The organism is Caballeronia sp. S22 (assembly GCF_964261745.1).
In the GTDB taxonomy this organism is placed as follows: Bacteria; Pseudomonadota; Gammaproteobacteria; order Burkholderiales; family Burkholderiaceae; genus Caballeronia; species Caballeronia jiangsuensis.
The window spans coordinates 692848-716329 of the sequence record NZ_OZ180035.1 but is presented as its reverse complement, the minus strand read 5'-3'; the positions used below and the strand labels follow the sequence as shown (position 1 = coordinate 716329).

21 protein-coding genes and 1 tRNA gene are annotated in these 23482 nt (G+C 63.9%); 13 read left to right on the top strand and 9 right to left on the bottom strand.

What is annotated here, in order from left to right:
* Position 1: 1 nt before the first annotated feature.
* From tolR to ACEN42_RS03350, 8 genes are all read left to right on the top strand, one after another.
* Positions 2 to 445 (top strand): protein TolR, encoded by a 444-nt coding sequence (gene tolR, locus ACEN42_RS03385; protein ID WP_035500719.1) that lies wholly within the window; start codon positions 2 to 4, stop codon positions 443 to 445.
* Entirely contained in the window at positions 442 to 1536 is a 1095-nt protein-coding gene (tolA, locus tag ACEN42_RS03380) for a cell envelope integrity protein TolA (RefSeq protein WP_371880625.1), read from the top strand. Before tolR ends, tolA begins: the two co-directional genes overlap by 4 nt.
* Positions 1537 to 1656: 120 nt before the next feature.
* Positions 1657 to 2949 (top strand): Tol-Pal system beta propeller repeat protein TolB, encoded by a 1293-nt coding sequence (gene tolB, locus ACEN42_RS03375; protein WP_371880624.1) that lies wholly within the window; start codon positions 1657 to 1659, stop codon positions 2947 to 2949.
* 55 nt (positions 2950 to 3004) lie between these two features.
* Complete coding sequence (pal, locus tag ACEN42_RS03370) at positions 3005 to 3511, top strand: peptidoglycan-associated lipoprotein Pal (protein WP_035500712.1); 507 nt, start codon at positions 3005 to 3007, stop codon at positions 3509 to 3511.
* A gap of 36 nt (positions 3512 to 3547) precedes the next feature.
* Positions 3548 to 4297, top strand: a complete 750-nt coding sequence (gene ybgF, locus ACEN42_RS03365; protein WP_371880623.1) for a tol-pal system protein YbgF — start codon at positions 3548 to 3550, stop codon at positions 4295 to 4297.
* Positions 4298 to 4441: 144 nt separating this feature from the next.
* A tRNA-Lys gene (locus ACEN42_RS03360) sits at positions 4442 to 4517 on the top strand.
* A 148-nt stretch (positions 4518 to 4665) separates the two neighbouring features.
* Positions 4666 to 5751, top strand: coding sequence for a YafY family protein (locus tag ACEN42_RS03355; protein ID WP_238212752.1), 1086 nt, complete (start codon positions 4666 to 4668; stop codon positions 5749 to 5751).
* A complete protein-coding gene (locus ACEN42_RS03350) occupies positions 5748 to 6572 on the top strand; it encodes an NAD-dependent deacetylase (RefSeq protein ID WP_371880622.1) in 825 nt (274 codons plus the stop codon). The genes ACEN42_RS03355 and ACEN42_RS03350 overlap by 4 nt, the downstream gene beginning before the upstream one ends.
* On the opposite strand, the gene ACEN42_RS03345 is transcribed toward ACEN42_RS03350, so the two are convergent.
* Together ACEN42_RS03345 and ACEN42_RS03340 are read right to left on the bottom strand one after the other, a co-directional pair.
* Positions 6560 to 10018 carry an AAA family ATPase gene (locus ACEN42_RS03345; protein WP_371880621.1) on the bottom strand — a complete coding sequence of 1153 codons (3459 nt, stop codon included), beginning with the start codon at positions 10016 to 10018 and terminating at the stop codon, positions 6560 to 6562. The genes ACEN42_RS03350 and ACEN42_RS03345 overlap by 13 nt on opposite strands.
* Positions 10019 to 10021: 3 nt before the next feature.
* Positions 10022 to 11278, bottom strand: coding sequence for an exonuclease SbcCD subunit D (locus ACEN42_RS03340; protein ID WP_371880620.1), 1257 nt, complete (start codon positions 11276 to 11278; stop codon positions 10022 to 10024).
* 166 nt (positions 11279 to 11444) lie between these two features.
* On the opposite strand from ACEN42_RS03340, the gene ACEN42_RS03335 reads away from it, so the two are divergent.
* The gene (locus ACEN42_RS03335; protein ID WP_035500939.1) at positions 11445 to 11699 is read left to right on the top strand and encodes a hypothetical protein; all 255 of its coding nucleotides are present in this window, start codon (positions 11445 to 11447) and stop codon (positions 11697 to 11699) included.
* Here ACEN42_RS03335 and rsmA read toward each other — a convergent pair.
* The 4 genes from rsmA to ACEN42_RS03315 all read right to left on the bottom strand — a co-directional run bounded on the left by rsmA (position 11681) and on the right by ACEN42_RS03315 (position 17400).
* On the bottom strand, positions 11681 to 12505 hold the full coding sequence (gene rsmA, locus ACEN42_RS03330; protein ID WP_238212762.1) for a 16S rRNA (adenine(1518)-N(6)/adenine(1519)-N(6))-dimethyltransferase RsmA: 825 nt from the start codon (positions 12503 to 12505) through the stop codon (positions 11681 to 11683). The genes ACEN42_RS03335 and rsmA overlap by 19 nt on opposite strands.
* 34 nt (positions 12506 to 12539) lie before the next feature.
* Positions 12540 to 13523: a 4-hydroxythreonine-4-phosphate dehydrogenase PdxA gene (gene pdxA / locus ACEN42_RS03325; protein WP_371880619.1), complete on the bottom strand. Its 984-nt coding sequence runs from the start codon at positions 13521 to 13523 to the stop codon at positions 12540 to 12542.
* 4 nt (positions 13524 to 13527) lie between these two features.
* Positions 13528 to 14871 carry a peptidylprolyl isomerase gene (locus ACEN42_RS03320; protein ID WP_371881058.1) on the bottom strand — a complete coding sequence of 448 codons (1344 nt, stop codon included), beginning with the start codon at positions 14869 to 14871 and terminating at the stop codon, positions 13528 to 13530.
* A gap of 138 nt (positions 14872 to 15009) precedes the next feature.
* Positions 15010 to 17400: an LPS-assembly protein LptD gene (locus ACEN42_RS03315; protein WP_371880618.1), complete on the bottom strand. Its 2391-nt coding sequence runs from the start codon at positions 17398 to 17400 to the stop codon at positions 15010 to 15012.
* A 227-nt stretch (positions 17401 to 17627) separates the two neighbouring features.
* On the opposite strand from ACEN42_RS03315, the gene ACEN42_RS03310 reads away from it, so the two are divergent.
* The 3 genes from ACEN42_RS03310 (at position 17628) to purB (ending at position 20837) form a co-directional block, all read left to right on the top strand.
* A complete protein-coding gene (locus tag ACEN42_RS03310; protein ID WP_371880617.1) occupies positions 17628 to 18653 on the top strand; it encodes an aminoglycoside phosphotransferase family protein in 1026 nt (341 codons plus the stop codon).
* A 7-nt stretch (positions 18654 to 18660) separates the two neighbouring features.
* A complete protein-coding gene (gene murU, locus ACEN42_RS03305; RefSeq protein ID WP_371880616.1) occupies positions 18661 to 19362 on the top strand; it encodes an N-acetylmuramate alpha-1-phosphate uridylyltransferase MurU in 702 nt (233 codons plus the stop codon).
* A gap of 86 nt (positions 19363 to 19448) precedes the next feature.
* On the top strand, positions 19449 to 20837 hold the full coding sequence (gene purB / locus ACEN42_RS03300; RefSeq protein WP_187606026.1) for an adenylosuccinate lyase: 1389 nt from the start codon (positions 19449 to 19451) through the stop codon (positions 20835 to 20837).
* 76 nt (positions 20838 to 20913) lie between these two features.
* Here purB and ACEN42_RS03295 read toward each other — a convergent pair whose 3' ends face one another.
* Entirely contained in the window at positions 20914 to 21408 is a 495-nt protein-coding gene (locus ACEN42_RS03295; RefSeq protein ID WP_238288324.1) for a gluconokinase, read from the bottom strand.
* Positions 21409 to 21418: 10 nt separating this feature from the next.
* Positions 21419 to 22783, bottom strand: coding sequence for a GntP family permease (locus ACEN42_RS03290; protein ID WP_371880615.1), 1365 nt, complete (start codon positions 22781 to 22783; stop codon positions 21419 to 21421).
* Between ACEN42_RS03290 and ACEN42_RS03285 the strand changes: the two genes are divergently transcribed.
* Complete coding sequence (locus ACEN42_RS03285; RefSeq protein ID WP_371880614.1) at positions 22769 to 23113, top strand: hypothetical protein; 345 nt, start codon at positions 22769 to 22771, stop codon at positions 23111 to 23113. The two genes, ACEN42_RS03290 and ACEN42_RS03285, sit on opposite strands and share 15 nt — an antisense overlap.
* Here the strand turns inward: ACEN42_RS03285 and ACEN42_RS03280 are convergent.
* Positions 23073 to 23381: a hypothetical protein gene (locus ACEN42_RS03280; RefSeq protein ID WP_371880613.1), complete on the bottom strand. Its 309-nt coding sequence runs from the start codon at positions 23379 to 23381 to the stop codon at positions 23073 to 23075. The two genes, ACEN42_RS03285 and ACEN42_RS03280, sit on opposite strands and share 41 nt — an antisense overlap.
* Positions 23382 to 23482: the final 101 nt, after the last annotated feature.

Here is a 23482-nt window from a genome sequence, read left to right as displayed (position 1 = left end):
GATGGCAGGCCCCATTCGTTCCAGCATGCGCGGCAGCTCGCGCCGCGCGATGTCCGATATCAACGTCGTGCCGTATATCGACGTGATGCTCGTGCTACTCGTCATCTTCATGGTGACGGCGCCGCTCGTTTCGCCGTCCATCATCAATTTGCCGACGGTCGGCAATGCGCAGCCGCAGGAGCAGCAGCCGCCGCTCGTCATCAACATCAAGGCGGACGGCAGCATGAACGTCCGCTACAAGGAAGAAGGCGGCGCGACGCAGGAGCAGAAGATGTCGAAGGAAGAGCTGAACACCTTCGTGCTCAATCGTCAGGAATCGCATCCGGATCAGCCCGTCGTGATCGCGGCGGACAAGACCGTGAAGTATGAAGTCGTGATGAACGTGATGTCCGATATGAAGGCGCGCGGCGTGAAGCGCGTCGGATTGCTCGTCAAATCGCAATGACCCTTTTGCACAGGCAGACACGCGCATCGTCCGCGCGACCGATTCGCCCGCCGCGCGAGCGCGGCACGGGCAAGGCGTTCGCGCTCGCGGCGTTGATGCACCTGCTGCTCGGCTGGCTGCTGTACCACGGCATCAACTGGCAGAACAACACGCCCGCAGGCTCGGAAGCGGAAATCTGGACCGAGATTCCGGACACGTCCGCGCCGACGCCCCGCCCCGCTCCGCCACCGCCCACGCCGGTGAAGGTGCAGCCCGCGCCGCCGCCTGCAAAGGACGAGGACGCGGATATCGCGTTGCAGGAGAAAAAGCGCAAGCAGCAGGAAGCGGCCGCGCGTGAAGCGCAGCTCGCGGAGCAGCGTCGTCAGCAGGAGCAGGCGCGTCAGGAAGCGGAAGAGAAGCGCCAGCAGCAACTCGCCGCCGCGGCCGCTACCCAGAAGGCCATGCAGGACAAGCAGAAGCAGATCGAGCAGCAGCGTCAGGCCGAACTGCAGAAGCAGCAGCAACAGAAGGCGCAGCAGGACAAGCAGCGTCAACAACAGCAGGCCGAAGCGCAGAAGCAGGAACAGCTCAAGGATCAGAAGGAACAGCAGGAAGCCAAGGCGAAGGCCGATGCACAAGCCAAGGCCAAGGCTGAAGCCGACGCCAAGGCAAAGGCGGCTGCGCAGGCGAAAGCCAAGGCCGATGCGGAAGCGAAGGCCAAGGTCGATGCGGAACGCAAGGCGCGTCTCGCGCAACTGCAAGGTCAGTTGGGCGGAGGAACTGCGGGCAGCGGCGAAGGCCTCGCGAAGAGCGGCACGGGCAAGGGCGCGGGCGGCAATGCGACCTCGCCGGGATACGCCGAGAAGGTGCAGCGACGCGTGCGGCCGAATATCGTGTGGGCGGGCGAGACAGCCGGGCTCGAGACTGTCGTGTCGGTGCGTTGCTCGCCGACGGGCACGCTGCTGTCGGCGAACATCACCCGCTCGAGCGGCAACGAGCAGTGGGATCAGGCGGCCTTGCGCGCAGTGCAGCGCTCGGATCCGATGCCGGTGGACATCGACGGCAAGGCTCCGGACCGTTTCACGATTACGCTGCGTCCCGCAGGAGGCTGATCGTGCTTGAAAAGCTGCACTGTAAGCCGGCATTAAGCAGCGGGAACGAATTGTGCGAGCGCGGGTCTGTTCTGCAGTCCGCGGACACTTGAAAACGCTTTTATCTGGAACCTATACAGCATGAGTTTGATGACGAAGCTTGGCCTGAAAACGCTGGTTGCGTCCTGCCTGATCGCAGCCGGCACCGCCGCACACGCCCAGTTGAACGTACTCGTGACCGGCGTCGGTTCGACCCAGTTTCCGATCGCGACAGCCAATTTCGCCAATGAAGCGAGTTCTCCGCAGCAGGTCAGCGCGATCATTCGCCAGGATCTGCAACGAAGCGGCAAGTTCACGAATATCGACGCGGGCGGCACGCCGGTGTCGGAGACCGATTCGGTCGATCTCGGCGCATGGAAGGCAAAAGGCGCGGACGCGTTCGTGTCGGGCAGCGTGAACAAGCTGCCGAACGGCCAGTACGAAGTGCGCTTCCGCCTCTACGACACCGTCAAGCAGCAGAATCTCGGCGGCCTGTCGCTCGTCAGCGCCGAAAGCGGCCTGCGCATGAGCGCGCACAAGATCGCTGACTACATCTACGCGAAGCTGCTCGGCGGCCGCGGCGTATTCGCCACGCGTCTGTCCTATGTCATTCAGACGGGCGGCCGCTATCAATTGCAGATTTCGGATTCGGACGGACACGACGCGAAGATCGCCCTGTCCAGCCCGGAGCCGATCATCTCGCCGGCGTGGTCGCCGGACGGCACGAAGGTCGCATACGTGTCGTTCGAAAAGAAGAAGCCGGTGGTGTACATCCACGATCTGCCGACGGGACGTCGCGTGGTCGTGTCGAATCAGAAGGGCAACAACAGTGCCCCGGCGTGGTCGCCTGATGGCCGCAAGCTCGCGGTCGCGCTCTCGCGCACCGGCAACACGCAGATTTTCGAAGTCAACGCAGACGGCTCCGGCCTGCGCCGTCTGACGCAAGGCAGTTCCATCGACACCGAGCCGTACTACTCTCCTGATGGCAACTCGATTTATTTCACGAGCGATCGCGGCGGCCAACCGCAGATCTACAAGATGCCGGCGGCGGGTGAAAGCGCCGGCGCGGCCCAGCGGGTCACGTTTGCAGGCGCGTACAACACGAGCCCGCGCGTGAGTCCGGACGGCAAGCAACTCGCGTACATTTCGCGCACTGGCGGCGGCTTCAAGCTTTATCTGCAGGACCTCGCGTCCGGCACGGCGACGGGGCTGACCGACACGACGCATGACGAATCGCCGAGCTTCGCGGCGAATGGTCAGTACATCCTCTACGCCACCCAAGTGAACGGACGTGGCGTGTTGGCAGCCGTTTCGACCGACGGTCGTACGCGGCAAGTCTTGTCCGTACAGGGCGGTGTGGTGCGCGAGCCGTCCTGGGGTCCGTTCATGCAATAAGTCCAGCAATAACGTTTCACAAACAACGTTCAGCTACAACACAAGGAGAGGTACCATGATGTCGAAACTTCGTATCGGCCTGGCAGTTGCGATGGTCGGCGCATTGGCGGCGTGTCACTCGGGCGTGAAGCTCGACGAAGGCCAGAACAAGGGTGCAGTCGGCACGCAGCCGAACCCGACGGACGTGAAGCAGGTCAACATCGACCCGCTGAACGACCCGAACAGCCCGCTCGCCAAGCGCAGCATTTTCTTCGACTTCGACAGCTACGCCGTGAAGGACGACTATCAGCCGCTGCTGCAACAACACTCGTCGTACCTGAAGAGCCATCCGGAGCGTCACGTCCTGATCCAGGGCAACACCGACGAGCGCGGCACGAGCGAGTACAACCTGGCGCTCGGCCAGAAGCGTGCGGAAGCCGTGCGTCGCGCGATGTCGCTGATGGGCGTCGCCGATACGCAGATGGAAGCCGTGAGCCTCGGCAAGGAAAAGCCGACGGCGACGGGTCACGACGAATCGTCGTGGGCACAGAACCGCCGTGCGGACCTCGTGTACCAGCAGTAATCAACTTAACGTAACCAGTCACGGGTGAGTCGCCCTATGTTGTATCGCTTTCCCTTGCTGCGCCTGGCCGCAGCCGCGTGCGTACTCGGTTCGACGATGCTGAGCGTGCCTGCGCACGCCGGCGTCTTCGACGACACCGAAGCGCGTAAAGCCGTGCTCGACCTGCGCACGAAAACTGACAGCCTGTCCAGTCAGTTGCAGGCGGCCCAGCGCACGATCCTCGATCAATCGAACCGTATCGACCAGCTCAATCAGCAGGTCGCCACGCTTCGCGGCCAGAACGAGGATCTGGCCAATCAGGTCGGAACGCTGCAGAAGCAGCAGAAGGACTATTACGCCGACCTCGACGCGCGCTTGAAAAAGTTCGAGCCGCAGCAAGAGACTGTCGACGGCGTGACCGGTTCAGTGCAGCCCGGCGAGACGGAAGCGTTCAACGCAGCGTCGACTCAATTCCGTAACGGTGACTACAAAAATGCCGCGGCGTCGTTCAAGGCGTTCGTGGCGAAGTATCCGCAGAGCCCGTATCAGCCGACGGCGCGGTACTGGCTCGGCAATGCGCTCTACGCGCAGCGCGACTACAAGGGATCGACGGCGATCTGGCAAGACCTGGTGAAGAGTTATCCGACGCATCCGCGAGCGCCCGAGGCGTTGCTCGCAATCGCGAACAACCAGATCGAGCAAGGTCAGAAGGCGGCTGCCAAGCAGACGCTTCAGCAGATCATCTCGCAGTACGCCGGTACGGAAGTCGCGCAGACCGCGCAGAGCAAGATGTCGCAGGTGAAGTAAGCGAAGCGTCATCGTTTCGCGCCTCTCGAGGAGAATGCCCGCGGGCAATGAAGCCGCGGGCGTTTTTCTTTCGAGAATCAGGCTGTTCTTCGACGAACCGGGTTGACGGTTCTCGGAATTTGAGACTATAATTTTGCCTCTTTCGGGTCGTTAGCTCAGCTGGTAGAGCAGCGGACTTTTAATCCGTTGGTCACAGGTTCGAATCCCGTACGGCCTACCAAAGAAATCAAGCAGATAGCCCGGTCATTGCGACCGGGCTTTTTGTTTTTGTGCCTCCGCCTCAAGCCGGTCCATGCCCCGCGCATCGAGACACGAAATGTCTCAACCCTTCCTATAATCGGAGTCATTCCCGCCTATCCCCGCGCGCCATGACCTCCAGCCTCGACGAAGCCATCCTCCGCGTGTTGCCCACCGAACGGGACGCGACCGCCTGGCTCTCGACGCCCGAAATCCGCAGGCGTCTCGAAGAGCGCGGCCATCGCGTCGGCTATACGAAGAAGGTGCAGCGCCATCTGACCGCACTGGAAGCCGATGCGCGCGTCGTGTCGATGCTCAACGGCCGCGAGTTGCTCTGGCAGCGCAAGCCGTGGCTGCACGGCCTGCAGGAAGGCGTCAGCGGCCTGATGAGCGCGTCGGAAGCGGTGGCGTTCCACATCCTTCAGCGCTTCGCGGGCAACAAGCTGCCCAACGCCGTGACGCGCGACATCGATCCGCTCTTCAAGGCGGCCGAATCGCGGCTGTCGCAGGAAAAGGCGGACAGCCGCATCTATCGCGCGTGGGCGGACAAGATCGATTCCGTCGACGGCTCGTTCACGCTGATCCGTCCGAAGCTGCGGCCGGAAATCTTTCAGACTGTCGCGACCGCCACTTTCTTCGAGCGTGAATTGCTCGTGCAATATCGCCCGGCGTATAAGGCGGAGCAAAAGCCCGAACAAGGCAACGATCCGAAGACGAAAACACTCTGGCCGCTCGCGCTCGTCGAATCGGCCGGCGTGATGTACATGGTCGCGCAGGATCCGAGTCGCGCGCCGCGTCCGGAGAAAGGCGAGACGGAATGGATGCGCACGCTCTACCGGCTCGATCGCATTCGCTCGGTGACGGAGTCCGGCGAATCCTTCACGTACCCCGAAGATTTCAAGCTGCGCAAGTACATCGAGACGCAGCAGGTATTCGACTTTCTGCCCGAGCCGCCCGTGCTGCTCGAACTCGCTTTCGAAGGCAATGCGGGCAATCAGTTGCGCGAATCGCCGATGTCGAAGGATCAGCAGATCGACGCCCTTCCCGATGGCCGCATGAAAGTCACGGGCACGGTCACGCCGAGTCTCAAGCTGCGCTGGTGGCTGCGCGCGCTGGGCGCGGGCGTCGAGATTCTCGCGCCGCAAGGTCTGCGCGATGAATTCGCGGACGACTATCGCAAGCTCGCGAGCCGCTATGGTCAGGTAGACGCGCAATGAACGACGCCGCGTTTTTCGAGCAGGCGGCCGAATGGATTCGTCATGCCGACGGTCTGCTGATCACCGCGGGCGCAGGCATGGGCGTCGATTCCGGACTGCCGGATTATCGCGGTCCCGAAGGCTTCTGGCGCGCCTATCCGGCGTTGCGGCATCACGGATTTTCGTTCGAGGAGATGGCGAATCCCGAGGGCTTCGTTCGACATCCGCGGCTCGCGTGGGGCTTCTACGGGCATCGGCTCGCGCTGTATCGCGCGACCGCGCCGCATGACGGCTTTCACGTGCTGAAGCGCTGGGCCGCGCGCATGTCGCACGGCGCGTTCGTCTTCACGAGCAATGTCGATGGCCAGTTCCAGCGCGCGGGCTTCGCGCCCGAGCGCGTCGCCGAATGTCACGGCGCGATCGACTCACTGCAATGCATCGACGCCTGCACGAACGACATCTGGTCCGCCGACAGCTTCGATCCGATCGTCGACGAGACGCGCTGCGAGCTCGTCAACGCGATGCCGCGCTGTCCGCATTGCCACGCGCTCGCGCGTCCGAACATCCTCATGTTCGGCGACTGGAACTGGATCGACACGCATTCGGCGCGGCAGGAGCAGAGGCTGGCCGCGTGGCTGCATGACGTGGAAAACCTCGTGGTCGTCGAACTCGGCGCGGGCCGTGCGCTGCCGACGGTCCGGCGCTTCAGCGAGCGCAACGGGCCGCGCGTCATCCGCATCAATCCGCGCGAGCACGCGATTGCACCGGGCTCGAGCGTGGGCATCGCCGGCGGCGCGCGCGAGACGCTGATGCGCCTCGACCGCATGCTTCAGCCCATGTAACGCACGTTGACCTGCGGCCCGAACACGTCGCGCACGATATCGACCAGATGATCGTGGTGGCTCAGAAAAATCACCTGCGTGCGTTTCGCGATCTGCGCGAGCACGCGCAGGCCGGCGCGCGCGCGGCCATCGTCGAAATTGATGAACAGATCGTCGGCGACGAACGGCAACGCCGACGCCTTCTCACCATGCTCTTCCAGCGCCGCCAGCCGCAGCGCGAGATACAACTGATCGCGCGTGCCCTCGCTCATTCCGGCGATATCGACGTGTTCGCCGCTCGCACGAACCGCCGACAGCGCCATCGGCTGCCGGTCGTAATCGACGACGAGCCGCGAAAAGGTATCGAGCGTGAGCGCCGAAAATATCGCGCTCGCGCGTGAGAGCATCGGGCCCTGCCGACGCTCGCGATAACGGTCGATCGCCCACTTGAGCAGCGTCGATGCGGTCTCGACTTTCACGAAGCGCTCGGCGGCATCGGCCATTGCGGCAAGCGCTTCCTGGCGCTTCGCTTCGGCACGCGCTGCATTCGCTTCGCCCGAAATGGCGTCGAGTTCGCGACGTGCGGCATCGAACGCGGTCGTGGTTTCGTTCGCGATTCGCACCGACTCGGACAGCGCCGCCCCGATGCGCGAAAGCTCGGCAGGCACGTTCGGCATGTCGGCGCCCTCCACTTCCGCGACGAGTTCGTCGAGCGACAGGCCATCGCCGCCCTTGATGAGCGCGGCGCGCGCGTCGTCCACCGCCGCGATCAGCGCGCGCTTTTTCTGCGATTGCGCGATCAGCGCCTGAAGCACGTCCGGCGTATCGACGCCGGCCAGATCATAGAGCGGACGCAGTGTCTCCTTCGCCTGTTCGACGTCGGCACGCGTCTGGTTCACCTGCTCGCTCGCCGACGCATGCGCCTTCGTCAACCGCTCCCGCTCGGCATGCGCCGCGCATGCGCGATCGAGACGCGCTGACAGTTCCGTCGCGATTGTCTTCGCGCCTTGCGTCGCGAGCGATTCATCGAGTTCGCGCGCGAGCTGCGACGCATCGGCGTCGAGTGCGGCGAGCGCCGCGCGCATCGCGTCGATCTGGCCAGTGCGCGTGGTTTCGATCTGCGTCAATTGCTCGCCGATCTTCTTCACGATATCGATGGCCGCTTCGGCTCCGGCCAGCGAATCCGACGCGTTCGCGAGGCCCGCCTTCGCGATGGCCGCCGACCACTCGCGCTGCCAGCGCGCGTACGATTCTCGGGCCGCTTTCGCGACGCCCTGCCGCGCGATACGTTCGGCCTGGGCTTCGTCGAGTTGCGCGGCGACATTGCGGCGCGTCACCGTGGCTTCGTCGATGGCCGCGATATGCGCCTCGGCCATGTCGCACAGCATGTCGAGGCCGGCGTGCGCATCAGTGTGCGCGCCCGCCTCGAAAAGATGTCGCGCGAGCAAGTCGCGGCGCGTATCGGCGTCGGCGGATTCGCGCGCGAGTTCCTCGGTGCGCGCGTCGAGCGTCTGCGCCGCGAGCAGTGCCTTGTCGCGCGCGGCGATCCACGACGGCGCATCGTCGAGCGGCATGTCCGCGATCTGCGATTGCGCGGCGAGCGCGCGCCAGGCGTCGTCGAATGTCGTCAGCGCCGCTTCGGCTTCGCGCACGCTTTCCTCCCGCCGCGCGAGCGTCGATGCCTCGCTTGCGACACGCCGTTTCAGCGCCGCGAGCTGCGTCGCGTGACCGACCGATCCGAGCTGACGATCGGCGAGGTCGTCGGCCGCGTGCATCGTGCTTTCGAAGCCGGACGCGCCTTCATCGAGCGTGATATCGCCGGACCGGATCGCAGTCCACGCTGCATCGCGCGACGCGCGCGCGGCGTGAACCTGATCGCCCGTCACGACATCGTGCGCTTCGACGAGCGCATCGAGTTCGCTGCGCGTCGCGTGAAGCGTGTCCTGCGCTTCCTTCTCGCGATCCGTGGCAAGGCTCAGCCGCGACGCGAGTTCCTGACGCTGCGTGCGCAACGCGGCGATGCGCTCGGCCGCCGGCAGCGTCATCGTCTTCAATTCCGCGATTGGCCGCGACCATCGGCCAAGCGAGGCGATGCCCGCGTCGAGCGTCTGCTGCGCGTCGCGCGTCGCGTCTTCGAGGCGCTCTTTCGCCGCGCCCGAATCGCGATACTTTTGCGCGGCACGCAACGCGGCACGCAGACCCGGCGGCACATCGCCGCCCGCGATCGCCGCGAGCTTCGCTTTCAGCGTGTCGATCTGCGCAGCGCTTTCGTCGGCGGCCTGATCCGCGTTGCGCGCGGCGAGTTCGAGTTCGCCGCGTTCGAGCATCAGGCTCGTGACCGTCTGGAGCGCGAGCGCGCCGGGCATCGTGCGGCGCACGTCCGCTTCATCGTCCGGCCAGCCGAGTTGCGCGCCGTCCTGCGCGATCTGGCGCAGACGCATCGCGACTTCCTGTTCGAGCCGGGCAATATCGGTCGCGTGATGCATGCAGCGCTGCTGCGTGGCGTCGAGCGAACGGATGCGCGCCTCTGCGGCGAGCAGCGCGTGATCGATGTGAATCGCGCTCAGTTCGGCGTGCAATTGCCCGGCTGCTTTCGCGTGCACGTCGAGCGCGCCTTGCGCCGTCGCGAGCCGCGTGAGCGCGTTTTGCAGCGTCGCCTCGGCGTTCGCGGGCAAATCGACGACTTCGCCCAGTTCGCGCAACTCCGCCGCCTTCTCGCGCCACACGTTCAGAAACGGCGCGACACGCCGCACACGCTCCAGCTTGCCGCGCTGCGCTTCGAGTTCCGCGCGATGTGCGTCCTGCTCGCGGCGCTTTTCCTCTGCCTCTTCGACGGCGACATGCGCGCGCGTCCACTTCGCGGTTCGCACGCTGGCGAGCTTCAGTTCGTCGGTGGCTTCGTCGTATTGCTTCCGGCTGATGTTGTACGCGCAGCCTGACTTGCGCTTCGCCCACAAGCTGTCGGCTTCGTCCGCGAGACGCTGGCGCACGTCGCCGAGACTCGCGATGCCTGCCGCCGACTGGAACAGCACCTGCCCGACATCGCTCGACGCGTCGAGGATGCTCTGTCCGCCGCGAATCAGCGCCGTGTGATCGAGGCAGTACATCTGCTCGAAGAAGCTCTTGTCGGCGGCGCCGAGATACGTCGCGAGCGCATCGGCGGGAAGCGCGTCGCCGTTCGGCGCACTGAGCGACGATTTACGGCTCTTCGTGCGATGAAACGCGAAAGCTTCATCGCCCGTTTCGATCGACGCGCCGAGCCGCAAGTCGCTCTGCGGATGCACGAACGCGAGCGGCGAGCTGTGCGGCATGCCGAAGAGCAACTCGGAAATCGCGTTCTTGATGGTCGATTTGCCGGCCTCGTTCGGACCGACGACGAAGTGAAAGTCATGCTCCGCCGCCGGAAACTCGACGGCGTGATCGGTGAACTTGCCGTAGCGAATGAGTTCGAGCTTGCCGATGCGCATCGCTTACTCCGCGTCCGCCAGTTGCGCGATCAGCCCGGAGCGCACTTCGCCGACCAGCTTCGCGAGTTCGCCGTTGCGCACGTACTCGAGCTCGGGCACGGACTTCTGCAATTCGCTCGGCGCCTGCGATGCCAGCGCGATGAGTCTATCTTTCAGCATGCTCAAAAACTCCGGGTCGGACTCGGCTTCGATCAGCAGACCGTGAAGATCGGCGAGCGCATCGGTGCGGCCCGTCGACGGTTCGCTGTGCGCGAGCGGCTCGGTCGCGATCTTCACTTTTTCGAGCCACAGACGGTCGTGGCTGATCGCTGCGATCTGCGCGAGCACTTCGGCGCGCAGTTGCGTCTCCAGTCCGAACAGTTCGCCGTGCGCGCCGGTCGCGCCGGTGATCGTCACGCGCACCGCGTGCGGCACGGACGACGCCGCCGCTTCGACGAGCGCCTCAAGTGCGCGTCCGACCGCGAGCGCGACTTCATCGAGCGTGCTCGCCGACGATGCATCCACCGTGACCGCTTCCCAGCGCAGCACGTCGATGAAAAGCCGCTCGACGCTCACCTCTTCCGTGTCCGACACCGTGATGAGCACCGCGCCGCGCCGGCCCGTCTCGCGGATGTTGCGTCCTTGCAGATTGCCCGGAAACACGATGGTCGATGCGTCCTGCCAGATCGCGTAATCGTGGACGTGGCCGAGCGCCCAGTAGTGATATTCCTTCGCGTGCAGTTCAGCGACGGAGCACGGCGCGTAACTCGCGTGCATCGAGCCGCCTTCGAGCGCGGTATGCAGCACGCCGATGTTGAAGTACCCCGCGACAGGAGGCGGATACGCGGTGACGAGATTCGTCGTGACCGCCTTTTCCTTGAAGCTATGGCCGTGCAACGCGACCTTCAGATTGTCGATGCGAAAGGTCTGCGGCTTTCTCGTCGAGAACGTGTGGACGTTGTCGGGCAATTGAAGCTGACTCGTCATTTCGCTTTCGGCGTCGTGATTGCCGAACAGCACGTAGACCGGAATGCCCGCGCGGCGCAGGCGGCCCATTTCGCGGCAGAAGAAGATGCCCGTGTTGTGATCGCGCCAGGTGCCGTCGTACAGATCGCCGGCGATCACCATGAAATCGACCTGTTCATCGACCGCCACCGACACGAGCTTCGAAAAGGCTTCGCGCGTGGCGTTGCGCAGCATGTCGGCGGGTGCGTCCGTGTAGGCGGAAAGGCCGTGCAGCGGGCTATCGAGGTGAATATCCGCGGCGTGAATGAAGCGCATGCTGTCTCCGTCAAAGGATGTCTTTCTGCCCGGACGATGGGACGACGATCATAGCAGCCGATCCGGACACATCGCGTCCCGATCGAAGTTGCGCATCCGGGACGCCGAATGTCCCGCGCCGCTCGCAGAATCGGCCGTTCGGATTCAACGCGACACGAGGATAGCGATGAACGAAACACTCGAGCGGCACGCCACGATCACGAGCCCTTACACGCCGAGGAATGTCGATGCCGCGATCGTGCATCTGGAGCGCGTGCTGTCGGCGGAAGGCGCGAATTCGCTGTTCGGCCAGACCTACTGGCGCACGCGCGTCCAGCAGGTGAGCGCGACGCGCGGCCTGCAACACGGGCAGCGCGCGCGACTGGAACGGCTGATGAAATTGCTGTCGGATGTGGGCTGCGTTCAGGCCTTCGAGCGCTGAACCGTCTGCGCCAGCGTGACGAATTCCGCCACCGGCACTTCTTCGGCGCGGCGCGTGAGATCGAAGCCGAGGGCGTCGAAATCGATCGTGTCGCGATACGCGCTCAGGTTGTTGCGCAACACCTTGCGACGTTGCGCGAACGCGGCCTTCACGACATCGGACAGCACGGCTTCATCGACTTCGGGCAACTCGTGCGGCGCGAACGGAATCATGCGCACGATCGCGGAATTCACCTTCGGCGGCGGATTGAACGACTCGGGCGGCACGTCGATGAGCTTGTCCATCACGTAGCGGTATTGCAGCATCACCGAGAGACGTCCGTAGTCCTTGCTCGCGGGTTCGGCGATCATGCGATCGACCACTTCGTCCTGCAGCATGAAGTGCTGATCGATCACCTTGTGCGCGAACGCCGTCAGGTGAAACAGCAGCGGACTGGAAATGTTGTACGGCAGATTGCCGACGATGCGCAGCGTCGGCTTGTCGTTGTCCTCGCCTTCAAGCGCGAGCGACGCGAAATCGAAATCGAGCGCATCGGCGGAATGCACGACGAGCCTGTCGCCGAAACGCTTTTCCAGACGGCCGATCAGATCGCGGTCCAGCTCGACCGCGTGCAGCGGCGACTCGGGCGTGGCCAGCCGCTCGATCAGCGGTTCCGTGAGCGCCGCGAGTCCCGGCCCGATCTCCACCATGCGCTCGCCCCGCTTCGGCGCGATCACATCGACGATGGAATCGATCACGCCCTGATCGACGAGGAAGTTTTGCCCGAAGCGCTTGCGCGCGAAATGGCCTTGATGTTTGGTCGACATACTCGTTTGAATGAAGCGGCCGCGCAGCGCTGAATCAGGCCGCGCGTTTGTGGCGCGCCATGGTGACGGCGGCGTCGATCGCGGCGATCATGCTGCCCGGATCGGCGCGGCCCGTGCCGGCGAGATCGAGCGCGGTGCCGTGATCCACCGACGTGCGGATGATCGGCAAGCCGAGCGTTACGTTGATGCCCTCGCCGAACGTCGCGTATTTCAACACCGGCAAGCCCTGGTCGTGGAACATCGCGAGCACGCAATCGGCGTCTTTCAGATAGCGCGGCTGGAACAGCGTGTCGGCGGGATACGGCCCGGGCGCGTCGATGCCGAGCGCGCGCGCGCGTTCGAGCGCGGGCGTGATGACGTCGATTTCCTCGCGACCCAGATAACCGTTCTCGCCCGCATGCGGATTGAGACCGGTGACGAGAATGCGCGGCGCGCGCAAGCCGAAATGCGCGCGCAGATCGTGATCGATGATGGCGAGCGTTTCGACGAGGCCGTCGATGCTGAGCGCCGCGGACACATCCTTCAGCGGCAAATGCGTGGTCGCGAGCGCAACGCGCAACGGACGCTCGCTCGATCCCGCCAGCATCATCACGACGCGCGGCGTGTTCGTGCGCTCGGCGAGGTATTCGGTATGGCCGGTGAAGGGAACGCCGGCATCGTTGATCGTGCTCTTTTGCAGCGGCGCGGTGACGATGGCGTCGAAACGGCCGGAGACAGCGCCGTCGATCGCGGCATCGAGCAGAGTCAGCACGTAGCGTCCGTTCGCGGCATTCAGCTTGCCGGGTTCGGCGGGCATGGCGAGCGCGTGATGCTCGATTTCGACCGTGCCGTGCGCCTCGGGCCAGCCCGCTCCGGCGCGCGCTTGGAGCAGCGCGCGATCGCCGAGCACCGTGAAGTGCGCCGACGGCCAGCGCTCGCGCGCCTGCCTGAGCGCCGCCGCCGTCAGTTCCGGGCCGACGCCGGCCGGCTCGCCGGTCGTAATGGCGATGGCGAGCGGCCGGGCGTCGGCGGTGCTCATGTTGTTACTGCGGCAGGGCAGCGATGCCCTTGTACTGCACGTACGCGGTGTCGCGCAGTTCGCGCAGCCAGTCGGAATACGCCTGCTCGGCCTTGCGCTGGCCGATCGCCTGACGCGCGATGTCGAGCTGCTGCGACGCCGATCCTTCCGCTTCGCGACGGCCGAGCACCTGAATCAGGTGATAGCCGTACTCGCTTCGCACCGGATCGCTGACGGCGCCGTCCTGGAGATTGTTCATCGCGCGCTCGAACTCGGGCACGGTCTCGCCCGGGCTGATCCAGCCGAGATCGCCGCCCTGCGACGCCGAGCCGTCCTGCGAATACGTGCGCGCGAAGTTGGCGAAATCGCCGCCTGTCGCGACTTGCTGCTTGATGTCGAGCAGTTTCTGGCGTGCGGCTTGTTCGGACATGCCGTCCGACACGCGCAGCAGGATGTGGCGCACGTGCGTCTGCACGAGCTTGGGCGCATCGGCGGCGGTGCCCTGACTCGCGCGGCGATCCACCAGCTTGATGATCTCAAAACCGCCGTCGGTGCGCAAAAGCGTGGGGACGACCTGGCCCGGACGCAACGTCGACACGGCATTCACGATGCCCGTCGGCAACGTGCCGGGCGTGCGGAAACCGAGGTCGCCGCCCTTGCTGGCGTCGGTGTCCTGCGAGTTCTGCTTGGCGAGCTTCGCGAAATCCTCGCCGCCTTGCGCCTGCTTGAGCACGGCGTCGGCCTGGGCCTGCACCTTCGCGACTTCGCCTTGAGGCGCGTCCGACGGGAGCTTGAACATGATGTGCTGAAGGCGCAGATCGCTCGTATTGCGGGCGCCCGGCCCGCGCTGGCTGGCGATGTAGTTCGCCACTTCGCCGTCGGACACGGTGATCTTGCTGTCGACTTCCTTCTCGCGCAGCTTCGAAAGCGTGAGCTCCGTGCGTGCATCGCGCGTGAAGGTGGACCAGGGCACGCCCTGCGCCTCGATGCGCGAGCGATACACGTCGAGCGTCATCTGGTTTTGCTGCGCGAGACGCGCGAGCGTACGGTTGACGGTGGCATCGTCGATGGCGATGCCGTCTTCCTTCGCCTTCTGAAGCTGAATGCGCTCGAGCACCATCTGATCGAGCACTTGCCGCTGCATCTGGTCCGCGGGCGGCACGGGCGCGTTCTGCTGCTGGAGACGCTTGACGATGAGCGTCGTGCGGTCTTGCAGCTCGCGCTGCGTGATGACGCCGTCGTTCACCACCGCGACGACTGAATCGGCGACCTGCGCATTGCGATTCGACAACGCCTGCGCACCGGCCGGCGAACTCAGGATCAGCGCGCCAGCGAGCACGCCCGCTGCGATTGCCGTCGATCGAAACATATTCACGTTTGCCACAGATACTCCATCAAATACGGGCTTCACCCGTTCGTGTCCTGCTTGAATGTGCTGCACTGCGCGGCTCCTGGCCGCTCTTCACTGCCTGACGTTGGATGCCGCACGCGACCGCCCGTTCCGGCCTTACTCGTAATCGCTGTACCGGGAGAGCGGCGGCGCCGCTGGCGGCGGCGGCTGATAACCCTGGACGCTCGCGCGGAACGCGCTGACGAGACCGTTGTCGACGTTCGACAAGCCCTTGAACGTCAATTGCGCGAGCACGCGCGTGCCCGACGAAGGCTGGCCCTGCGTGTTCACGCCGTTGGCGTAACGCTGCATGCCGAAGCCCAACGCCCAGCAGTCGGCATCGTACTGGAAGCCCAGGAGCCCGTCGACGAGACGATGGCTCGCGAGATCGTAATTTACGCGGCCGACGGCATAGAGGCGATTCGTGAGCGGCCACTCGGCCGACAGCAGGATCTGGTTGATCGGCTCGTTCACCAGCGTGGTCTGGTTCGAACGCGTGTAGCGGTAGCCGATGTTGATCACCTTGCGTTCCGCCGGACTGAACGCAAAACCGACGCTCGAGCGCACGAGCTGGTTGTTGTCCACATTATATTGGAACGCGGTTTCCGAAGCGAAACCAGCCCCCAGCTTGATGGCCGCGCCCGCGATCAGATCCGAGTGCTTTGCCTGTTCGGGCAACTGGCCCGGCGTGATCGTGACGCGCTGACTCTGGAAATAATACTGCTGCGCGATGACGAAACGCGCGCGCTCGTCGCCCGTCGCCGGATTGATGAAGCGCGTCGTCAGGCCTGCCGTGATGCGGTTCGCGTCCGCGATGCGGTCGTTGCCGACGAATGTGTTCGGCGTATAGATCTCGGCGAGGCCGAAGTCGGCTTCGGCGGTATCGAAAATCGGCGCGAAGTCCTGATTGTGATACGGCGTGTAGACGTAGTAGAGCCGCGGCTCCAGCGTCTGGATGTAATCCTGGCCGAAGAGCCGCACCGAGCGGTCGAACACGAGGCCCGTGTCGAAGCTGACGGTCGGAATCGACTCGGTGAAATTCTTCGGCTGCCCCGTCACCGGCGGCGACGAGCCCGCCACCTGGGTCGTCGCGATATGGCTCAGGTCGTACGACGCGAAGTGCCATTGCACCTTCGGCGTGACGAAGTAACCCGGCGCGTTGATCCCGTAACTCAGATACGGGTTGAAGTACAGGCGGTTGCCGTCGGTGGCGCCGTCGGTCGTGATCGTGAAGCGCGTCGCGTCCAGTTCCGCGCCGTAGTCAAAGCCGCCGACGTTGTACTTGCTGTACTGAACGTTCACCTGCGGCTCGCGCGCGTAGGGCGGAACCGACGGCTGCAGCGTCTGCCAGCGCTGTTCGCGCGCGAGCACCGACCACGGGCCGTTGTTGTACGTGAGCCCTGCTTCCTGCTGATACAGCAACTGCGTGCCGTTCAGGAACTGATTCGACGCGTTGCCCAGGTCTTCCGGATATTGATCGTCCGAAACCTTGTTGTAATTGACATAGCCGCCGAAGCCACTGCCGAAGTTCTGTCGATGCTGCCAGAAGATCGCATAGCGATTCGTGTGCGTCTGGCGGTCGTCCGGCAGATAGTCGCCGGTGAACGACCCGGAATACGTGGGCGACAGATACCGGTACGTCGCCTCTCCGAGTACGCCGCGCCGCGTCATGATGCGCGGCGTGACGGTCAGATCGCGATTCGGCGCGATATTGAAATAGTACGGGATCGTCGCTTCGAAGCCGGTCGTCGAGCTGAGCGAGAAGGTCGGCGGCAACAGGCCGCTGCGACGATCGCTCGTGAGCGGAAACGACAGCCACGGGCTGCCGAAAACCGGCACGCCCTGGAAGAACAGCACGCCGTTATGCGCGACGCCCTCTTCGGCGCCGGTGTCGAAATCGAACGAGGTGCCCTTGATGTACCACGCCGGATCGGATTCGCACTGACAGGCGGTGTAGGTGCCGTGATCGATGCGCGCGCGCTCGTCGTCGATCATGTCGGCGCGCTCGGCGCTGCCCGAGCCGCCCGTCACGTTGAAATGGTACTTCGGGTTCGTCATGAACCCTTCGTTGGCCTCGACCTTCAGATGCGCTTCCGGACCGATGAACGACACGCCGTTGTTGATCAGCCTGACATTGCCGAAAGCATCGGCCATGTCCGTATCCTGGTCGTAATGCAGCGCGTCGCCCTTGATGACCGTCACCGTGCGCCGGATCTCCGCCGATCCCTTCGCCGCCATGTCTTCATCGGTGGTGCCCGTCGCCTTGTCGCTCAGGAGGAACGTCGAAGGCTGCTGGCCGTTCTGCAGCGGGCGCTCTTCGAGTTGCGGCGCGAGGCGCAGACTGCCGGGGCCGTCGAGCGGCTGAGGATACGCCGCGTCGCCCGAGAGCTGGGCGTGCGCGAGAGCCGGCATCAGGCCCGGAACGGATAGAAGCGCGACGACGAGCCGCCGCCTGCGTGGCTGAGCGTCGCCTTGGATTTTCGATACGGGAAACTGTCGTGGCGGCATGTATGGGTGGCGGTTCGATCCCGTTCGCGTCCCACGCGCCGATGCCGCCGGGCAGGCGGCCGCGCCCTTTCCGCAGTCACGAACTTGACGGTCCGTTGCTAAGCAGGGACGACACTCGATCGAACGGTGACGCTCACAGTCGTCGGGGGCCTGGCGCCAGGCGTGAAACGGATCGCTTAAAAAAGTCGTGGGGTATTATATGGCAAGATGTTTGGCCCCTCGAATTTATGACGCATATTCCTTCCGACGCCCGCCTGAATCAGCTCTGCTCGTGGCTTGAAAATTTCGCCGGACGCTACCGGCTGAATGTCGCCAGTCTCGCCCCCGCTTCCGCCGATGCAAGCTTCCGTCGCTATTTCCGGCTGGAGAGCGATTCGGAGCATGGCAAGACGCTCATCGCCGTCGATGCGCCGCCGCCCGAGAAATGCCGCGAGTTCGTGCAGGTTGCCGGGCTGCTCGAAGCGGCGAACGTGCACGTGCCGAAAATCCTCGAAGCCGATTTCGACGCCGGCTTCATGCTCGTGACGGATCTCGGCACCACGACTTACATGTCCGTTCTCGACGAAAAAAACGCGCGTCCGATGATGCGCGCCGCGATCGACGCGCTGATCCGCTTCCAGCAAACCGCGCGCGAAGGCGTGCTGCCGCCTTTCGACGAGGCGTTCCTGCGGCGCGAGATGGAGTTGATGCCCGAGTGGTTCATCGGCCGCCATCTGGGCCGCGAAGTCACCGCCGACGAACGCAAGACCCTCGACCACACCTTCACGCTGCTCGTCCAGAGCGCGCTCGCCCAGCCGCAGACCTTCATGCTGCGCGATTTCATGCCGCGCAATCTGATGGTGTGCGAGCCGAATCCGGGCGTGCTGGACTTTCAGGACGCGGTGTACGGGCCGATCACGTACGACATGGCGTCGTTGATGCGCGACGCCTTCGTCAGCTGGGAAGAAGCCTTTCAACTCGATTGCGTCGCCTATTACTGGGAACGCGCGAAGAAGGCCGGACTTCCCGTCGATGCGGATTTCGGCGAGTTCTACCGTCAGCTCGAATGGATGGGCCTGCAGCGGCACATCAAGGTGCTCGGGCTGTTCGCGCGCATCCATTATCGTGACGGCAAGCCGCAATATCTCGCCGATCTGCCGCGCTTCATCGGCTATGCGCGCAAGGTCGCCGAGCGCTACGCGCCGCTGTGGCCGTTCGCGCGTCTGCTCGATTCGCTGGAAGGCCGCGCGATCGAAGTCGGTTACACCTTTTGAGTTCACGATGACGCACGCTTTGAAAACGGCGATGATCTTCGCCGCCGGCCGTGGCGAACGCATGCGCCCGCTCACCGATACGTGTCCGAAACCGTTGCTCGAAGTTGCCGGCAAATCGCTCCTCGTGTGGCAGATCGAGCGCCTTGCGGCAGCGGGCGTCGGGACGATCGTCATCAATCATGCGTGGCTCGGCGAGCAGATCGAGGCCGCGCTTGGGAACGGTTCGCGCTGGGGCGTCGAGTTGCGGTATTCGCCCGAGACCGAGGCGCTGGAGACGGCGGGCGGCATCGCACAGGCGCGGCGTCTGATCGGGGACGGCGTGTTTATCGCGGTCAGCGGCGACGTATTCTGCGATTTCGATTATTCGACCTTGCGCGACCACGCCGAAGCACTGAGGGCGCGCGCGGAACCCGGCATGCATCTCGTGATGGTGCCGAATCCGCCGTTTCACCCCAAAGGCGATTTCGCCTTGCGCGACGGCGTGCTCGCACTCGAAGGCGAGCCCCGTTACACCTTCGGCAACATCGGCCTGTATGACACGCGCATGTTCCGCGATCTCGCGCCCGGCGCGCGCCGCGCGCTGACGCCGTACTACCGCGAAACGATCGCGGCCGGGCGCGCGAGCGGCGAACGCTACGAAGGCCGCTGGGAAAACGTCGGCACGCCCGCGCAACTTCGCGCACTCGACGACGAACTGCGGACCCGCTGAACGGCGGCGCGCGCCGGGGATTGGGACGCATCCGATGGTAAAATGCGCGGTTCTCCCGTCTTTTCCTTCCGGCCGCGCCCGCAATCATGTCCGATACCCGTCCCGATACCCTCTTCGCGCTCACCGCGCTCTCGCCGCTCGACGGCCGCTATGCCGCCAAGACAGAAGCCCTGCGCGAATGGCTCTCCGAAGCCGCGTTCATGCGGCATCGCGTGACGGTCGAGATTCACTGGCTGATCGCGCTGTCGCGTGCCGGTTTCGCCGAAGTGCCGCGCTTTTCCGAAGCGTCCGAGCAATTCCTGCTGAGCCTCGCCGAGCGTTTCACCGCGCACGACGCCGCGCGCATCAAGGACATCGAGCGTGTCACGAATCATGATGTGAAGGCCGTCGAATACTGGCTCAAGGAGTCGGTGAAGGGCCAGCCGGAACTGGAACGCGCGAGCGAGTTCATCCACTTCGCGTGCACGTCTGAAGATATCAACAACACGTCTCACGGCCTGATGCTCGCCGGCGCGCGCGAACACGTGATCCTGCCGGCGCTGCGCTCGGTGTACGAGCGCCTCGTGAAGCTCGCGCACGCGCAAGCCGAACAGCCGATGCTCTCCCGCACGCACGGCCAGCCCGCGAGCCCGACGACGCTCGGCAAGGAAATCGCCAATGTTGCGGCGCGTCTTGCGCGCGCGATCCAGCGCATCGAGAAGGTCGAACTCCTCGGCAAGATGAACGGCGCGGTCGGCAACTTCAACGCGCATTTGTCGGCGTATCCGGAATTCGACTGGGAGGCGTTCTCGAAGGATGTCGTCGAGAATCGGCTGAAGCTCACGTTCAATCCGTACACGATCCAGATCGAGCCGCACGACTACATGGCCGAACTGTTCGACGCGGTGGCTCGCGCGAATACGATCCTGCTCGACCTCGATCGCGACGTGTGGGGCTATATCTCGCTCGGCTATTTCAAGCAGAAGCTAAAGGCCGGCGAAATCGGCTCGTCGACGATGCCGCACAAGGTCAACCCGATCGACTTCGAGAATTCGGAAGGCAATCTCGGACTCGCAAACGCGACGCTGCGCCATCTCTCCGAGAAGCTGCCGGTCTCGCGCTGGCAGCGCGATCTAACGGATTCGACCGTGCTGCGCAATATCGGCGTCGCGTTCGGCTATTCGCTGCTTGCATACGACGCGCTGATCCGCGGTCTCGACAAGCTCGAAGTGAACGCCGCGCGCCTGAACGAGGACCTCGACAACACATGGGAAGTGCTCGCCGAGCCGGTGCAGACGGTGATGCGCCGTTTCGGCATCGAGAATCCGTACGAGCAGTTGAAGGAGCTGACGCGCGGCAAGGGCATCACGCGCGAGGCGCTGCAGACGTTCATCGCGGGTCTCGCGATTCCCGCCGACGCGAAGAAGCTGCTGCTGGAAATGACGCCGGGTTCGTACATCGGCAAGGCGGTCGAGTTGGCGAAGCGGATCGCCTGACGCCCGCCACGTCCCGGCAATGAGAAAGGCCCCACGTTTTGCGACGTGGGGCCTTTTCTCTTGCTGAATCGCGCGTTCAGCGCGTCTTCAGTTCCTCTATCACGATATCGACGATTTCCTCGGGCGTGTGCTCGATGCTCACGATGATCGCCTCGTCCTCGCCCGGCGGTTCGAGCGTTTCGAGCTGGCTCTTGAGCAGCGACGGATCGAAGAAGTGACCCGTGCGCGACCCGAGCCGATCATGCAGGACCTCGAACGTGCCTTCCAGATAGACGAAGCACACATCCTTGTCGTTCTCACGAAGGACGTCGCGATACGAGCGTTTCAACGACGAGCACGTAAACACCGCCGTTTCGCCCGCGCCCTGCTTCTCTTCGATCGCGGCGCGAATCGTCTTCAGCCACGGCCAGCGGTCTTCGTCGGTCAACGGTATGCCCTTGTGCATCTTCTCCTTGTTGGCGGCGCTGTGAAACGCGTCGCCGTCCGTGAACGAGCAGTGCAAGCGCTCCGCCAGCAATTCGCCGATGAGAGACTTGCCGGCCCCCGACACGCCCATTGCGATCAGAATCATCGAACTCTCCTTACACGAACGCCGCAAGCACGAAGGTCAAACCGAGTCCCATCAAGGAAATGATCGTTTCGAGCAGCGACCAGGTCTTGAACGTCTGTCCGACCGTCATCCCGAAATACTCTTTGATCAGCCAGAAGCCACCATCGTTCACATGCGAGAAGATCAGCGAGCCGGAGCCGGTGGCGAGCACCAGCAGTTCCGGGCTCGTATGGCCGCCCGCCGCGGCGGCGATCGGCGCGACGATGCCGCATGCGGTCGTCATCGCGACTGTCGCCGAACCCGTCGCGAGACGGATCAGCGCGGCGACGAACCAGCCGAGCAAGAGCGGCGAGAGGCTTGCCGACGACGCCGTCGCGACGATCTGCTGCGAGATGCCGCTATCGCGCAGAACCTGGCCGAAACCGCCACCCGCACCGACGATCAGCGTGATGCCCGCGATCGGCGCAAGGCACTCGCCGCAGAACTTCTGAATCTGCTCGCGGTTGAAGCCCTGCCTCGCGCCGAAGGTCCAGAAGCTGACCAGCACGGCGATCAGAAGCGCCATATCCGACTGGCCGATAAAGCGCAGCAAATCGTTCGGCAATGTTTTCGGCGTGAAGACCAGATCCGCCCAGCTTCCGATCAGCATCAGAATCACTGGCAGCAGGATCGTGAACAGCGTGATGCCGAAGCTCGGCAGATCGTGCTTTTTCTCGGTGTCACCGTGTTTTTGGGTGAACTGGTCGGCGAGCGCGTTGGCATCCGGCAGTTTGATGTATTTGTGAATCAACAGCGCGAACAGCGGGCCCGCGACGATTGCCGTCGGCACACCGACGATCAGACCGTACGCGATCGTCTTGCCGATATCGGCGTGATACGCCTGCACCGCGAGCAATGCGGCCGGGTGTGGGGGAATCAGACCGTGCACGACCGAAAGGCCCGCGACCATCGGCAAGCCGATCAGCAGCAGCGACTTGCCGGTGCGTCGCGCGACGTTGAACGCGATCGGAATCAGCAGCACGAAGCCCACTTCGAAGAACACCGGCAAGCCGACGATGATCGCGACGACCATCATCGCCCAGTGGATGTTCTTTTCGCCGAACAGATTGATCAGCGTATTGGCGATGCGCTCGGCGCCGCCCGATTCGGCCATCATCTTGCCAAGCATCGTGCCAAGACCCACGACGACGGCAATATGGCCGAGCGTGTTGCCGTTGCCGGTTTCGAACGACTTGACGATTTTGTCCATCGGCATGCCGACCGCGAGGGCCAGCAACACGGACACGATCATGAGGACGAGGAACGGGTAAACCTTATAGCGTGCGATCATCAGGATCAGAACCGCGATCGCGATCACCGCGTAGAGCAGCAGCATGCTCCCGTGGACGGCTGGCATAACGCCTCCTTGATTTTGTTGAGGTTTTTTGCGCTATGTATGCGTTTGCCGTCGCTGCACTGCACATACGAGCAATGTCCGGCAAGCGCGAACACGGCGCTGGGCAACGGAATTCTACTTGTAAGCGAGGCGATTGGCCGGGGAAATGGCCTTCTCGAAATTATGCGCGACTCGCACGGCTGTTCGCTCGAAGTACGCGACACGCGAAGCAAAAAAAAACCGACGTTCAACGAACGTCGGTTTTCAGAAGGACGATGCGAGCCGCAGCGGCTCGATCATTCGATACGCATCAAGCCGCCGGCTTCGATGGCGATCCGCCAGCGCATGTGAAGTTAAGCTCGCGCGCGCTGCTTCCACCCAGTCTGAGTTTCGAATTGTCGAGCGCCTCAACGACCATGACTTGTTGATCTTTGCAGATGCGTGAAGCCTCTGACATGCACGATTTTTGCGACTCGAATATGCCCGAGCAAGTGACGCGATATGCCTGCGGCTGCTGGGCGACATTCAGCTTGCGCGCCGTGTAAGTGATACCCGTATCCGTCGTGCAAGCAGACAGCACGCCGATAGCGGTAAAAACGGAGAGAAGAAGTTTGGACATCTTGATTAGCTACCTAAATCGGTTCAAAGAGCTCGGCTCCCGGGCGACCGCATGACTTCGCGGTCGCCCGGGCAGTCCCGAGCGTGAGCCCGGGACGTTCG

Coding starts and splice junctions, on each gene's coding strand:
- tolB (WP_371880624.1), top strand. CDS start 1,657: ATGAGTTTGATGACGAAGCTTGGCCTGAAAACGCTGGTTGCGTCCTGC.
- ACEN42_RS03355 (WP_238212752.1), top strand. CDS start 4,666: ATGACCTCCAGCCTCGACGAAGCCATCCTCCGCGTGTTGCCCACCGAA.
- ACEN42_RS03345 (WP_371880621.1), bottom strand. CDS start 10,018: ATGCGCATCGGCAAGCTCGAACTCATTCGCTACGGCAAGTTCACCGAT.
- ACEN42_RS03295 (WP_238288324.1), bottom strand. CDS start 21,408: ATGATTCTGATCGCAATGGGCGTGTCGGGGGCCGGCAAGTCTCTCATC.
- ACEN42_RS03280 (WP_371880613.1), bottom strand. CDS start 23,381: ATGTCCAAACTTCTTCTCTCCGTTTTTACCGCTATCGGCGTGCTGTCT.
- tolR (WP_035500719.1), top strand. CDS start 2: ATGGCAGGCCCCATTCGTTCCAGCATGCGCGGCAGCTCGCGCCGCGCG.
- tolA (WP_371880625.1), top strand. CDS start 442: ATGACCCTTTTGCACAGGCAGACACGCGCATCGTCCGCGCGACCGATT.
- rsmA (WP_238212762.1), bottom strand. CDS start 12,505: ATGTCGACCAAACATCAAGGCCATTTCGCGCGCAAGCGCTTCGGGCAA.
- ACEN42_RS03290 (WP_371880615.1), bottom strand. CDS start 22,783: ATGCCAGCCGTCCACGGGAGCATGCTGCTGCTCTACGCGGTGATCGCG.
- purB (WP_187606026.1), top strand. CDS start 19,449: ATGTCCGATACCCGTCCCGATACCCTCTTCGCGCTCACCGCGCTCTCG.
- ACEN42_RS03335 (WP_035500939.1), top strand. CDS start 11,445: ATGAACGAAACACTCGAGCGGCACGCCACGATCACGAGCCCTTACACG.
- ybgF (WP_371880623.1), top strand. CDS start 3,548: ATGTTGTATCGCTTTCCCTTGCTGCGCCTGGCCGCAGCCGCGTGCGTA.
- ACEN42_RS03340 (WP_371880620.1), bottom strand. CDS start 11,278: ATGCGCTTCATTCACGCCGCGGATATTCACCTCGATAGCCCGCTGCAC.
- ACEN42_RS03310 (WP_371880617.1), top strand. CDS start 17,628: ATGACGCATATTCCTTCCGACGCCCGCCTGAATCAGCTCTGCTCGTGG.
- ACEN42_RS03315 (WP_371880618.1), bottom strand. CDS start 17,400: ATGCCGCCACGACAGTTTCCCGTATCGAAAATCCAAGGCGACGCTCAG.
- ACEN42_RS03350 (WP_371880622.1), top strand. CDS start 5,748: ATGAACGACGCCGCGTTTTTCGAGCAGGCGGCCGAATGGATTCGTCAT.
- pal (WP_035500712.1), top strand. CDS start 3,005: ATGATGTCGAAACTTCGTATCGGCCTGGCAGTTGCGATGGTCGGCGCA.
- pdxA (WP_371880619.1), bottom strand. CDS start 13,523: ATGAGCACCGCCGACGCCCGGCCGCTCGCCATCGCCATTACGACCGGC.
- murU (WP_371880616.1), top strand. CDS start 18,661: ATGACGCACGCTTTGAAAACGGCGATGATCTTCGCCGCCGGCCGTGGC.
- ACEN42_RS03320 (WP_371881058.1), bottom strand. CDS start 14,871: ATGTTTCGATCGACGGCAATCGCAGCGGGCGTGCTCGCTGGCGCGCTG.